Annotated in this window: 10 protein-coding genes; 4 read left to right on the top strand and 6 right to left on the bottom strand. The window is 74.6% G+C overall.

The annotated features are described in order from the left end of the window. The first annotated feature begins 20 nt into the window (after window positions 1-20). On the top strand, window positions 21-839 hold the full coding sequence (locus AB0K51_RS09035; protein WP_363452187.1) for an alpha/beta hydrolase: 819 nt from the start codon (window positions 21-23) through the stop codon (window positions 837-839). 33 nt (window positions 840-872) lie between these two features. On the opposite strand, the gene AB0K51_RS09030 is transcribed toward AB0K51_RS09035, so the two are convergent. The 4 genes from AB0K51_RS09030 to AB0K51_RS09015 all read right to left on the bottom strand — a co-directional run bounded on the left by AB0K51_RS09030 (window position 873) and on the right by AB0K51_RS09015 (window position 7301). Continuing rightward, on the bottom strand, window positions 873-1136 hold the full coding sequence (locus tag AB0K51_RS09030; protein WP_363452185.1) for a hypothetical protein: 264 nt from the start codon (window positions 1134-1136) through the stop codon (window positions 873-875). Between the two features lie 14 nt (window positions 1137-1150). Continuing rightward, window positions 1151-4261, bottom strand: coding sequence for a DEAD/DEAH box helicase (locus tag AB0K51_RS09025; protein WP_363452183.1), 3111 nt, complete (start codon window positions 4259-4261; stop codon window positions 1151-1153). Between the two features lie 161 nt (window positions 4262-4422). Then, on the bottom strand, window positions 4423-6171 hold the full coding sequence (locus tag AB0K51_RS09020) for a hypothetical protein (protein ID WP_363452434.1): 1749 nt from the start codon (window positions 6169-6171) through the stop codon (window positions 4423-4425). A 65-nt stretch (window positions 6172-6236) separates the two neighbouring features. Further along, window positions 6237-7301 (bottom strand): AAA family ATPase, encoded by a 1065-nt coding sequence (locus tag AB0K51_RS09015; protein WP_363452181.1) that lies wholly within the window; start codon window positions 7299-7301, stop codon window positions 6237-6239. 276 nt (window positions 7302-7577) lie between these two features. On the opposite strand from AB0K51_RS09015, the gene AB0K51_RS09010 reads away from it, so the two are divergent. Beyond that, window positions 7578-8177 (top strand): YceI family protein, encoded by a 600-nt coding sequence (locus tag AB0K51_RS09010; RefSeq protein WP_363452179.1) that lies wholly within the window; start codon window positions 7578-7580, stop codon window positions 8175-8177. Window positions 8178-8295: 118 nt separating this feature from the next. Here the strand turns inward: AB0K51_RS09010 and AB0K51_RS09005 are convergent, their stop codons facing one another. After that, window positions 8296-9264: a LysR family transcriptional regulator gene (locus AB0K51_RS09005; protein ID WP_363452177.1), complete on the bottom strand. Its 969-nt coding sequence runs from the start codon at window positions 9262-9264 to the stop codon at window positions 8296-8298. Window positions 9265-9406: 142 nt separating this feature from the next. Between AB0K51_RS09005 and AB0K51_RS09000 the strand changes: the two genes are divergently transcribed. Beyond that, on the top strand, window positions 9407-10630 hold the full coding sequence (locus tag AB0K51_RS09000) for an MFS transporter (RefSeq protein WP_363452175.1): 1224 nt from the start codon (window positions 9407-9409) through the stop codon (window positions 10628-10630). A gap of 156 nt (window positions 10631-10786) precedes the next feature. On the opposite strand, the gene AB0K51_RS08995 is transcribed toward AB0K51_RS09000, so the two are convergent. Then, entirely contained in the window at window positions 10787-11296 is a 510-nt protein-coding gene (locus AB0K51_RS08995) for a GNAT family N-acetyltransferase (RefSeq protein ID WP_363452173.1), read from the bottom strand. A gap of 340 nt (window positions 11297-11636) precedes the next feature. On the opposite strand from AB0K51_RS08995, the gene AB0K51_RS08990 reads away from it, so the two are divergent. Next, the gene (locus AB0K51_RS08990; protein WP_363452171.1) at window positions 11637-12407 is read left to right on the top strand and encodes a TetR family transcriptional regulator; all 771 of its coding nucleotides are present in this window, start codon (window positions 11637-11639) and stop codon (window positions 12405-12407) included. Window positions 12408-12474: the final 67 nt, after the last annotated feature.

The raw sequence follows: 12474 nt of genomic DNA, 5'->3' as shown, positions 1-12474 counted from the left end.
GGGCGTGGCAGCATGCGTGCATGTCGATCGTGGACGGGTATGACGGGACGGCGCTGCACGTCGAGGAACTCGGCTCGGGGCGGCCGCTGTTGGCCTTGCCGGGCGGGCCGGGGATGGATGCGCGGTACCTGGGGGAGCTCGGCGGGCTGACGGCGCGGCGGCGGGTGGTGCGGATGGACCCGCGCGGGTGCGGGCGGTCGGGGACGCCGGTGGAGCGGGCGAGTTGTTCGTTCGGCGCGCAGGTGAAGGACGTCGAGGCGGTGCGGGAGCGGCTCGGGTGGGAGTCCTTCGACCTGCTGGGGCATTCGGCGGGGGCGTTGACGGCGCAGCGGTACGCGGCCGAATTCCCGTCGCGGGTACGGAGGTTGGTGCTGGTGACGCCGGTCGGACGGGCGGCGCGGGAGCCGGACGAGGCGGAGCTGGCGGCGATCCGGGCGTCCCGGGCGGACCAGCCGTGGTACCCGGAGGCAGCCGCGGCGGCGGCCCGCTTGGCGGCGGGCGACGGGGACGCGGCGGAGCTGCTGCGGCGGATGACCCCGCTCTTCTGGGGCCGGTGGGACGAGCGGGCGCGGGCCGCGGCGTTCGATCCGGAGCTGGTGCCGGCCGCGCCGTGGATGCGGGAGGCGTTCTACGCGGGGGCGGGCGCGCCGGTGCCGGTCACGATGCCGGTGCTGGTGCTGGCGGGGCGGCTGGACGGGATGATCGGCACGGCGCCGTCCCTGCTGGTGGCGCACTGCCACCCGCACGCCCGGCTGGAGGTCATGGACGGCGCGGGGCACCGGCCATGGGTGGATCGGCCGGAGGAGTTCACCCAACTGGTGGACGAGTTCCTGACCTGACCTGACCCGACCTCGCCCCACTCTGACGGTCCGTCAGTCGCGTTCGGCGAGGCGGCGGTAGTCGCGGGCCAGCAGCTCGGCGAGGTCGCGGTCGCGGACGGTGAGGCCGACCGGGCCGAGGCCGTCGGGGGCGGGGGCCGGGCGTTCGGCGGGCGCGTCGACCGGGCGGAGGGTGAACTCGCCCTGCCAGAAGTCGTCCAGGCACCGGTCGAGCGGCCGGTCGGCGGGCGGTCGGGTGGCTGGCTGGCGGGCGGCGGGCGGTCGGGTGGCGGGCGGCACGGGCTTCGCAGGCGGCACGGGTTCCACGATCCTCACTCCCCCACCGCGTCGGCGGACAGCGTCAGCAGCTCGCGCAGCTGCTCGGCCGGCAACTCGGTCAGCCACTGCTCGCCGGGCCCGATCACGGCGTCCGCCAACTCCCGCTTGGCGGCGATGAGTTCGGCGATCCGTTCCTCGACGGTGCCGACGCACACCAGTCGACGGACCTGGACCTCGCGGTGCTGGCCGATCCGGTGGGCGCGGTCGGTGGCCTGGTCCTCGACGGCGGGGTTCCACCAGCGGTCGAGGTGGATCACCTGGTTGGCGGCGGTGAGGTTGAGCCCGGTGCCGCCGGCCTTCAGCGAGAGCAGGAACACCCCTGGCCCGTCCGGGGATTGGAAGCGGTCGACGAGCTCCTGGCGGCGCCCGGCGGTCAGGCCGCCGTGCAGGTAGAGCACGGGTCGGCCGAGCCGGCGGCGCAGGTGCGACTGGAGCAGCGCCCCGAACTCGGCGTACTGGGTGAACACCAGCACCCGGTCGCCCTCGGCGAGGGCCTCCCGCAGCAGCGCGACCAGGCGCTCGACCTTGCCCGAGCGTCCGCCCAACGGCGAACCGTCGTGCAGCAGTTGGGCGGGGTGGTTGCAGACCTGCTTGAGCCGGCCGAGGGCGGCCAGCACCGCGCCCTTGCGCTCCACCCCGCGCACGCCGTTCAGCCGCTGCAGCAGGTCCGCGACGACCGCCTGGTAGAGGCCGGCCTGTTCGGCGGTCAGGTTGCAGCGGACGGTGAACTCCTGCTTGGCGGGCAGCTGTTGGCCGATCTCGGGGTCGCTCTTCACTCGGCGGAGCAGGAACGGCCCGGTCAGCCGCTGCAGCCGGGCGGCGACCTCCCGGTTGCCGGACTGCTCGACCGGGACGGCGTACCGCTCCTTGAAGGACTCGGCGCTGCCGAACAGGCCCGGGTTGGCGAAGTCCAGCACCGCGTGCAGCTCGGCGAGGCGGTTCTCCACCGGGGTGCCGGTGAGCGCGATCCGCGGACCGGAGCGCAGCGAGCGGATCGCCCGGGACTGCCGGGCGGCGCGGTTCTTGATGTGCTGGGCCTCGTCGGCGATCACGCGTCGCCAGTGGATCCGACGCAGCGCGGCGGTGTCGCGTTGCAGCACCCCGTAGGTGGTGATCACCAGGTCGGCGGCGGGGTCGGGGTCGGTGCGCTCCGGGCCGTGGTGCAGGTGGACGCGCAACTGCGGGGCGAACCGGGCGGCTTCGCGCTGCCAGTTGCCGACCAGCGAGGTCGGGCAGACCAGCAGGACGGGGCCGGGCCGGGTGCCGCGGGAGTGTTCGAGGGCGAGCAGGGCGAGGGTCTGGACGGTCTTGCCGAGGCCCATGTCGTCGGCCAGCACCGCGCCGAGGCCGAGCCGCCCGAGGGCGTCCAGCCAGGCCAACCCCCGTTCCTGGTACGGGCGGAGGGTGCCGGTGAAGCCGGGCGGCGGCGGGGTGCGGCGGGCGTCGGGGCGGCTGCCGAGGCGTCCGGCCAGCAGGTCGCCGAGCGGGCCGTCGGCGTGCACGACGGTGACCGGGAGGCCGTCCACCACCGCGTCGTCGTCGAGGGCCAGGCGCAGTAGGGCGGCCCCGTCGACCTGCGGGTCGTCGCGGCGGGTGGCGAGGAAGCGCAGGGCGGCGGCGAGTTGGGCGCGGTCCACCTCGATCCACTGGCCGCGCAGCCGGACCAGGCCCTGCTGGGCGGCCGCGAGCTCGTCCAACTCCTGTCGGGTGAGCGGCTGTTCGCCGAGGGCCAGCTGCCAGCGGAAGTCCAGGACGGCGTCGCGGTCCGCCTGCGCGGCGCGTTTGACCGTGCCGGGGGCGGGTCCGGAGTGGGCGGTGAGGGCGAGGCCGAGGCGGGGGCGGCGGTGCCACCAGGCGGGGAGCAGGACGCCGAAGCCGGCCGCGGCGAGCGCGGGGGCGGTGTCGCGGAGGAAGGCGAGGGCTCCTTCGCGGTCGAGGGTCAGGCCGGTGGGCCGGGTGCGGTGCAGGGCGGCGCGCAGGTCCGGGGCGATCCTGGCCGCGCGGTCGAGTTCGGCCAGGTAGGACTCGACGGGGTCGGCGAGGGCCCGGCCGAGCGCGGTGAACGCCGGTCCGTCGGACCACAGTTCGGCGGCGGGGAGGAGCAGTGACGGCTGGTCGGCGGGGCGGAGCAGCACGTCCAGCCGCCAGTTCTCGTCAGGCACGGTGGCGTCGGCGTCGGCGGCCGCCGAGCCGAGCGGTTCGGACAGCCGGAAGGCCAGCCGGACGGCGTCCGGCTGCTCGGGTCCGGCCTTCCAGGCGGCGAGGCGCGACGCCTGGACGGGGTCGGGCGCGGCGGGGAGCCGGCCGTCGGCGCTGTGCAGGGCGGCGAGCCAGTCGGCGGGTGCGGCGGGCGGCTCACCCGACAGGGACTCCTCACCTTCCTTCACAAGGAAGGTTTCTGACGATTCGTCAGTAGCAAGTCCGAGGCGGACCTCGTGGTCGGTGAGCGCGTCCAGGACGGTGGTCAGCAGCGTGCTGCCGGTGGGCTCGACGGCGGCGGGTTCGGCGCGGGCGATCGGGGGGCAGCCGGTGGCGAGGGCTGCGGCCTCGGTGCGGGCGGCGGCGTCCGGCGCGGGGCGCCAGCGGGCGTGCCACCCGTCCGCCTCCTCGACCAGCGCGGGCAGCACCCGGCCGCGGCCGGCCAGCCGCCAGGCGAGGTCGTGGACGGCGGTGAGCCAGCGCAGGGAGGCGCCGTAGGCGAGTTCGACAGTGCGGCCGTGCAGGTCGACGGTGGTGCCGGGCCACTGCGGGTCGAAGAGCTCGCCGAGCAGTTGGGCCGCCTCGGGCAGGTCGAGGAGCAGCGCGGGGATGCGCCACGGCTCCAGTGCCAGGCCCTTCGCGGTGCTGCCCACCGGCAGGTCGGGCGAGGGCGTGGGCCGACCGCCGATCGTCGGCAGGCGCAGCGTGATCCACCGCTCCGCCGCGCGGTCCGCCAGCCAGGCCGGGCCGGGCCCGATCGCCCCCAGCAGCCCGGCGACCTCGCCCGCCGCCACCGCGAACGGATGCCGCGCGCCGTCCCCCACCCGCGCCCCGAACGCCCCCGCGTCCTCCGCCCACAGACCCAGCCGCCCGTCGGCGCGCCACACCGCGTGCAGGACGTACATGGAACGGGGCCTCCGGCGGGCGGGACGGACGGGGACTGGCTGCGGGGCGGGCGGGGATGGAGGGGCTGATTGCCCAGCGTAGATCGCACCGCTGACGACCGGCGTCCGCACGGCGGAGGCGGACACTGCCCGCGCGGCGTGGACCGCCCGTCCGCAGCGCGTCAGGACAGGTGGAAGACCGGCCCGCGCGGGGTGAACGGCAGGGTGGCGCCGCGGGGGATCAGGTAGGCGTGTTCGCGGCGGGATACGCGGAGGTGGTCGCAGTCGGTGTCGGTGATGATCAGGACGGGGGCGGTGGGCGGGAAGTCGGGGGCGCGGGTGAGGAGGTCGATGCCGGGTTGGAGGACGGTGCCGCCGCGGCCGTGGATCCGGGTGCGGGAGGCGAGTTCGGTGACGGGGAGGTAGCCCGCGTCGTGGGGGGCGGCGTCGCAGTAGACGACCCGGGCGGCGGGGACGTCGCGGGCGGCGGCGTAGGAGGCGATCGCGCCGAGGGCCTTGCCGAGCAGGGTGCGGCTCATCGAGCCGGAGGTGTCGAGGACCACGCCGAAGGTGCTGCGCGGGACGGCCTCCGGCGGGAAGTACCGGCCGGCCCGCGGGATGTCGGGCGTCGCGGACTGGCGGCGCGCGGGGCGTGCGTAGGAGCGGACGGGCTCGGGCCGGGGGACGAACTCGTCGAACCAGCGGGCGAGGCGGGCGTCCCAGGGCAGCGGGGGCTGGGAGAGGGCGCGGATCTCCTCGACGAGTCCGGCCGGGAGCAGGCCGCGCTCGCGCCGGTGGAGGTCGAAGCCCTGCTGCAGGCCGCGGCGGTAGAACTCGTCCAGGTCGACGTAGGTCCCGCCGGGGCCGGGCCGGGTCAGCGGTTCGCCGAGGACGTCGCCGAGGCCCTTGCCGCGCAGGGTGGCGAGGCGGCGCAGCCGGCGCTGGTCGCGGACGATGCGGTCGTAGACCTCCTCCGCGGACAGGCCGCGCAGTTCGGGGTCGTGCAGGAGCCCTTCGGGCATCTCGCCGACGCCCATCTCCAGTAGCCAGCCGTTGATGACGTAGTCGGCGGCGACGTTGAAGAGGTACGGGTCGCGGCCGCCGGTGCGGTCGCCGTGGCGCAGGGCGGCGTGCAGCATCTCGTGGGCGAGGATGAACCGCCATTCCTCGTCGGTGTGGTGGCGCAGCGGGTTGAGGTAGATCTCGCCGGCCTCGGCGTTGACGGCGGCGATGGCGATGCCGTGGGCGCGGGCGAGTTCGGCGTCGGCGACCAGGGTGAGTCCGGCGGCGATGCCGCCGAGCAGGGGGTAGCTGGAGACGAACCAGCCGAGGGCGCGTTCCCAGGGGCGCTGCGGGAGGCGGGGGCCGGTGAGTTCCTCGCGGCGGCCGGCGGCCAGGTCCATCGCCGCGGAGACGGTGCGGGTGAGGGCGTGGGCGAAGGCGAGGGTCCAGTCCTCGGGAGCGGCGTTCCACCCGGTCCAGGTGGCGAGGTGCTGGTCGGGGCGGTCGCCGGCGATCCCGCAGGCCTCGTACTCGGCGGGCAGGCCGTCGCGGCGCCAGCGGGCGGCGAGCTGGTCCTCGTCGCCGCCGGGGTAGGCGGCGGGCCGGTCGTCGGGGGCCCGGCCGACGCTGAAGCCGGTCAGGAACCGGTTGACGACCACGCAGCGGGCGGCGAGGTCGTACCGGTCGGGTTGGATCCGCGGGCCGCGGTCGGCGGGGAGGTGGCCGAAGCCTAGGTGGAGCAGGGCGTGGGCGAGGGCCCAGGCCCATTCCTCGGGTTCGGCGCGGCGGCGGCGGTTGTGGTGCAGGGCGCCGTTGGAGCTGATCACCGCCCAGCCGGTGGGCGGGTGGTGCGGGCAGCGGTCCTCGTCGGCGCCGCAGACGGTGAACGGGACGGCGGCGAGCGCCGGGTTGGCCTTGACCTTGGCCATCCCGGCGGAGAACGCGACCTTGGCCGGGTCGGTGTCGGGCTGGTCGGCGGCGGGCCGGCGGGTGCTCACCGGCGGGCCTCGACCAGGCGGGGCATGTCCCGGGCGGCCTCGATCAGGAACCAGCCGGGCAGCACGGGGTTGCCGTCCGGGCCGTCGGCGATCACGGTCTGCGCGACCTCGACGGAGATCTCGGCGAGCTGCACCAGCAGCGACTTGGCGCGGTAGGCGGTCTGACGGACCGTCGGCGAGGCGTGCTCCTTCTTCGCGGGCAGTTCGCGGACCAGCCGGCCGCGGAAGGAGTCGGCGAGGTAGTAGAGCAGGTCGCGGTCCTCGACGCGGCGCGGCCAGGAGGCGTCGCCCTTGAGGATCGCCTCCAGCCCGTACGCGTTGCGGACGATCTTGACGTACCCGCAGAAGGCCACCGCGTGCGCGGGGGTGAGCAGTCCGTGGGCGATCACCTTGAGGGTGGTCTCGTCCAGCGTCGGGCCGAAGGAGTGCAGCGCGTCGGACAGCATGTGCCAGGCGCGCGGGGTGGAGAACGGCTCCTCGGTCTTCGGCGGGGCGGACCACAGGTGGTCGGGCCGGTCGGTGAGGTGGTCGACCACCCAGGAGTGGATGCCGTGCGCGGCGGCCCAGCCGAGCCAGTCGGTGGCGCTGGCCCGCAGGTGGACGTGGACCAGGCGGTTGAGCAGCGCGGACGGCATCGGGCGGGCGAGCGCGCCGTCGGTGGCCCGGTTGCCGGCGCCGATCACGATGCTGCCTGGCGGCAGCTCGTAGTTCCCGATCCGGCGGTCGAGGATCAGCGAGTAGAAGGCCTTCTGCACGTCGGGCGTGGCCGCGTTGAGCTCGTCCAGGAACAGGCAGTACGGCTGGTCGCGGGCGATCGACTCGGGCGGGCAGAACCGGGACCGGCCCTCGGGGGTGATCTGCGGGACGCCGATCAGGTCCTCGGGGGCGAGCTGGGTGCCGAGCAGCGAGACGCACTCCAGGCCGAGCGACTCGGCGAACTGGTTGACCAGCGAGGACTTGCCGATGCCCGGCGCGCCCCACAGGAACACCGGCCGCACGGTGGCGAGGCCTAGCAGCAGCTCGGGCACCTGGGACGGCGACACGGTGACGGCAGACTGCACGGCTCTCCTAGGGAGGGGGCGTGGGGTGCGGGTTCCGGCGGTCAGTGTGAACCGCGGCCGTGGCGTGGCGCACACGGTTTTCCGCCGGGTGTTGTCCACAGGCTGGGGACAACCGCGCGTCTTCCCAGGTCAGACGGGCGCAACTGGGCCACCCGGGGGAAAGTCGACCAACTTTCAACTTTGTGGTTGAAACTTGAACCAGATCGGAGTACGGTGAAGCCATCAACAAGTTGAAGCCTAAACAACATGGCTTCGACCTCACGGAGGAGACAAGTCATGGGCATCTTCAACCGCTCGAAGAACACCACCACCACCGCCGTCGTCGAGGGCCCGGACCTGGCGCACCTGACCGGCGACTACGCGATCGACGCCGCGCACAGCAAGATCGGCTTCGCGGTGCGCCACGCGATGGTCACCAACGTCCGCGGCGAGTTCACCGAGTACGAGGGCAAGCTGCACCTGGACGGCAGCAACCCGGCCGCCTCCACCGCCGAGCTGGTGATCAAGGTCGCCTCGGTCAACACCAACCAGGCCCAGCGCGACGAGCACCTGCGCACCGGTGACTTCTTCGAGGCCGAGACCTACCCGGAGATCACCTTCAAGTCGACCTCCGCCGAGCGGATCGACGGTGACACCTACCGGATGCACGGCGACCTCACCATCAAGGGCACCAGCCGTCCGGTCATCCTCGACCTGGAGTACACCGGCGCGGCCACCGACGTGTACGGCGCCAACCGGGTCGGCTTCGAGGGTGGCACCACCGTCGACCGCACCACCTGGGGCCTGACCTACAACGCCGCGCTGGAGACCGGCGGCGTGCTGATCGGCGAGAAGGTCAAGCTCACCCTGGACATCTCCGCCGTCCGGGCCTCCTGAGCCCGCCTGTACGTTCCACCCCGGTCACGCCCCCGCCACCCCCTCGGCGGGGGCGCCGCCGTTTCCGCGCGCGGCCGCCCGGCGCCGGGTCCGGGGTCAGCCTGGTGCCGGTCCCGGGTCAGCCCGGCAGTAGCGCGGCGTCCTCCGTGGGGAGCCAGCTGCCCGGCGGTCGGCGCAGCCACTGGTGGTCGGCGGCGAGCCGGGCCGCGGCGGTGCGCAGGGCGGTCAGGCCCGGGTGGCGCAGTTCGGGGCGGTGCACCAGGCCGAGCAGGCTGAGCGGGACGGGGTCGACCAGCGGGCGGGCGATGCCGCCGGGGATCCGCGGGCCGTCGACGGTGGTGAGGACCGGGCTGCCGTGCCGGGTCAGGTAGCGGGCGAACTCGGCGGCGCCGACCGGCGGGGTGCGTCCGGCGGTGGGGGTCAGGCCGTGTTCGGCGAGCAGTCGCAGGCCGAGGTCGGTCCATTCGGCGGTGCCGGGCTGGCCGGCCAGCACGTCGACGGGGTGTCCGGCGAGCGCGGCCAGCGGGACGGCGGGCAGCGCGGCCAGCGGATGATCCAGTGGCAGGAAGACCGCCATCCGCTCCAGCCGGACGGGCGTGTGCGCCAGCCGGGACCGGACGGCGGCGGGCAGTCCGGCGTACCGGCCGAACGACGCGTCCAGCCGGTGAGCGGTCAACTCCCGTGCGGCGGCGGTGAGTCCGTTGTGGTACCGGGCGAGCAGGTCGGCGTCGGGACGGAGCGTGCGGGCCGCGGTGAGCACCTGTTCGGCGGTGAGTTCGCCGTCCGGGCCGCCCGCGCTGTTGACGTCCACCAGCAGCGCCCGGGTGTCGCCGAACGCGGTGATCTCGGCCTGAAGCTCGAGGAGTTGACGGGCCTTCGGCAGTAGCTGCTCGCCCGTCTCGGTCAACTCCACGCTGCGGGTGGAGCGGTGGAACAGCGCGCAGCCGAGCTCGCGCTCCAGCGCCTGCACGTCCCGGCTGACGGCCTGCTGGGCCAGGTGCAACTGCTCGGCGGCGCGGCCGAAGTGCAGCGTCTCGGCAACCGCCGTGAAGCTGCGCAGCAGGCGGGGGTGCAGGTCGCGGGGCATGCCGGGAGGGTAGCAACCGGCCGTTCCCGCCCGGCGACTGACAACAGGATCCGGTGAATCCGGCGGAGCAGGTGTTGGACGGCGCCGACCGCGCGGCCCGAGGCTGGTGGACATCCCCCTTCCCACCGACCGGAGTCGTCGCTTGTCCCTGCCCGCAGCCTCCCCGCACTCCCCACTCGCCCGCTACCGACCGGTGTTCGCCGCACCCGGCAGCCTCTCCTTCACCGTGGCCGGGCTGCTCGGTCGGCTCGCCCTGGCGATGAACGGCGTCTCCACCGTGGTGCTGATCGCCGACCGGCGCGGCTCCTACGCGCTGGCCGGGGCGGTCTCGGCGGTCGGGGTGCTGGCGGGCGCCGCGCTGATGCCGCTGCTGGGCCGGCTGGTCGACCGCCTCGGGCAGGCCCGGGTCGCCGTCCCCGCGGTCCTGGCCACCGCGCTGCCGGTCGGCGCGCTGCTGTCCTGCGTCCGCGCCGACGCGCCCGCCTGGACGCTCTTCCTCTGCTGGGCGCTCTCCGGCTCCAGCCCCAACCTGGGCGGCATGGCCCGCGCCCGCTGGGCCCACCTGCACCGCGCGGACGACGCGGTGCTGCACCGCGCCAACGCACTGGAGCAGTCCCTGGACGAACTCTGCTTCATGGCCGGCCCGGTGCTCGGCATGGCCCTGTGCACCACCCTCGCCCCCGAGGCCGGACTGCTCACCGCCTGGGCCCTCGGCACCCTCGGCACCCTGCTGTTCGCCGCCCACCGCGGCACCGAGCCACCGTTGCCCGCGCGCGCCGAACGCCCCTCCCGCGCAACGGCCCTGGTGCGGACGGCCGGTTTCCCCGCGGTGCTGCTGACGTTCCTCGCGGCCGGAGTGCTGTTCGGCTCGCAGGAGGTGACCACGCTCGCCTACACCGACGCACTCGGCCACCAGTCCGCGGGCGGCGTCCTGCTGGCCCTGGTCGCGGCCGGGTCCTGCGTCTCCGGGCTGGCGTTCGGTGCGGTGCGGCCACGCCGCCCGGTAGCGGTACGGCTCGCGCTCGGGGCGGCGGCGATGGCCGTACTGATGCTGCTGCCACTGACCGCCGCACTGTCCGGCGCCGGGGTGGTGCCGCTCGGCGCAGCCCTGCTGGCCGCCGGGTGCGGCACCGCGCCGACCATGGTCAGCGGCATGACACTGGTCCAACGACTGCTCCCCGCCCACCGCTTGAACGAGGGCATGGCACTCGCCGTCTCGGCCATCCTGGTCGGCATCTCCACCGGCGCCACCCTCGCCGGCACCCTCGCCCAACACACCTCCCCCACCACCGCCTACCTCCTCCCCCCAACCGCCGCCACCCTGGCCCTCCTGGCCACCCTCCCGCAAGCACTGCGCCGCCCCTGACGGCTCGTCACCGAGCGGGATGGCGGCCCGCGGAGAAGGCGACGAGCGGAAGTGGCCCGCCACCGGGACGTGCTTCTCCGGGCGTGATCGGCCGGAGCTGCGCGAGCACGGGCGCGGCCGCGCCACCGCGTTGCGTGCGGCCCGGCGCCGGAACCGCTAGTGCCAGCCGTACTCGTACTCCGGCAGTCGGAGTCCGCCGGGGAAGTGTGCGGTGCCGGTGCCGGTGCGGCGGGCGCCGTGGCGTTCGTAGAAGGTGATGGCGCGGTGGTTCGCGGCGAGGACGTCGAGGCGGACCGGGTGGTCGGCGAAGCGGGTCAGGGCGGCGGCGAGGAGGAGGCCGCCGAGGCCGGCGCCGGTGCGGCCGGGCCGGACGTGCAACTGTTCCAGCCGGACCAGGTCGTCCTCGGGGGTCAGGTAGGCGAAGCCGGCCAGGGTGCCGTCCGGGTCCTCGGCGAGCAGCAGGACGGGGGTGCGCTCGGGCGTCCCGTAGTCGACGGACAGTCGCAGTTCCCAGAGCAGTCGCTGCTCCTCCTCCGAGCCGAGCGCGTCGACCGGGACGAGTCCGGCGTACGCGGCGCGGCGACTGGCGGTGAGCAGTGCGGCGACGGCGGGGGCGTCCGCGGCGGAGCCCTCGCGCAGGCGGGGCGGGGCGGGGGCGGCGGTCATGTGACGAGCGTCCCACACGATCGACTTGAACGCGTTCAAACGAGTGCCCTAGAGTCGTGCCCGCAAGGTTTTGAACGCGTTCGAAACCAGCGCGAACAGGCCGTGGAGGGGATCCGTCCGTCGCACCCGAGGCGCCGGACGGGCGGCCGGACGTACGGACGGCGTACCCGGTGTCGGGGGGCACCCGGTACGCCGTCCACCGGAGGGGGTCTGACTTGTCCGGATCCGGGCTAGGCTCGGAGATCGTGGACCAGACTCCGGTGGGGCGGATGAGCAAGCTGCAGAGCGTCGAGGGAACGGCCGGGGGCAACCCGGCCGAGGCCCGGTAGGGTCGGCTGGCGTGGAGAAGTCGAGCGACATGGACGTCCCGGAGACCGGCGCGCCCCCCACCTCCGAGCTGCCCGGCGGTCGGGCCCAGCCCAAGACGGACAAGAGCGAGGCGACCCGGGCGCTGATCCTGGAGACCGCGATGCGGCTGTTCCAGGAGCGCGGGTACGAGAAGACCACGATGCGCGCGATCGCGGCCGAGGCGGGCGTCTCGGTCGGCAACGCCTACTACTACTTCAGCGCGAAAGAGTTCCTCATCCAGGGCTTCTACGACCGGATGACGTACGACCACGCCGCGGACGCCCGGCTCCGGATGGCGGGCACCCGGGACTTCGCCGAGCGCCTGGAGATCGCCCTGGTCTCGTGGCTGGACACCGCCGCGCCGTACCACGAGTTCTCCGCCCAGTTCTTCCGCACCGCGGCCGACCCCAACAGCTCGCTCAGCCCGTTCTCCAACGAGTCCCACCCCGCCCGGGCCACCGCCGTGGCCCTCTTCCGCGAGGTCCTGGAGGGCTCCGAACTCGCCCCCAAGCTCGACGCCGAACTGGTCGAGCTGCTCCCCGACGTGCTCTGGCTGCACCTGATGGTCGTCGTCCTCTACTGGGTCTTCGACCGCACCCCCGACACCGAGCGCACCCGCGAGTTCGTCCGTCGCTCCACCCCCGTGGCCGCCCGCCTCATCAACCTCTCCCGCTACCGGGTCTTCCGCCCGATCGTCCGCGACGCCAAGGGCCTGATCCAGGACTTCATCCTCCCGACCATCGGCAAGACCGCCGTCAAGTAGCCGACCCCCGGGGACAGCGGGCGGGCAGCCGCTGCGGTACGGGGCAGTTGGCGAGCGGACGTACCCG

This window comes from Kitasatospora sp. NPDC049285 (assembly GCF_040678815.1).
Taxonomy (GTDB): domain Bacteria; phylum Actinomycetota; class Actinomycetes; order Streptomycetales; family Streptomycetaceae; genus Kitasatospora.
Note: the sequence above shows the minus strand (reverse complement) of the source record. Positions and strands in the feature narration are given on the sequence as shown.

Bases quoted from the DNA above. Each gene is read 5' to 3' on its own strand.
- AB0K51_RS09035 (WP_363452187.1), top strand. From the start codon at position 21: ATGTCGATCGTGGACGGGTATGACGGGACGGCGCTGCACGTCGAGGAA.
- AB0K51_RS09025 (WP_363452183.1), bottom strand. From the start codon at position 4,261: ATGTACGTCCTGCACGCGGTGTGGCGCGCCGACGGGCGGCTGGGTCTG.
- AB0K51_RS09020 (WP_363452434.1), bottom strand. From the start codon at position 6,171: ATGGCCAAGGTCAAGGCCAACCCGGCGCTCGCCGCCGTCCCGTTCACC.
- AB0K51_RS09010 (WP_363452179.1), top strand. From the start codon at position 7,578: ATGGGCATCTTCAACCGCTCGAAGAACACCACCACCACCGCCGTCGTC.
- AB0K51_RS09005 (WP_363452177.1), bottom strand. From the start codon at position 9,264: ATGCCCCGCGACCTGCACCCCCGCCTGCTGCGCAGCTTCACGGCGGTT.
- AB0K51_RS08995 (WP_363452173.1), bottom strand. From the start codon at position 11,296: ATGACCGCCGCCCCCGCCCCGCCCCGCCTGCGCGAGGGCTCCGCCGCG.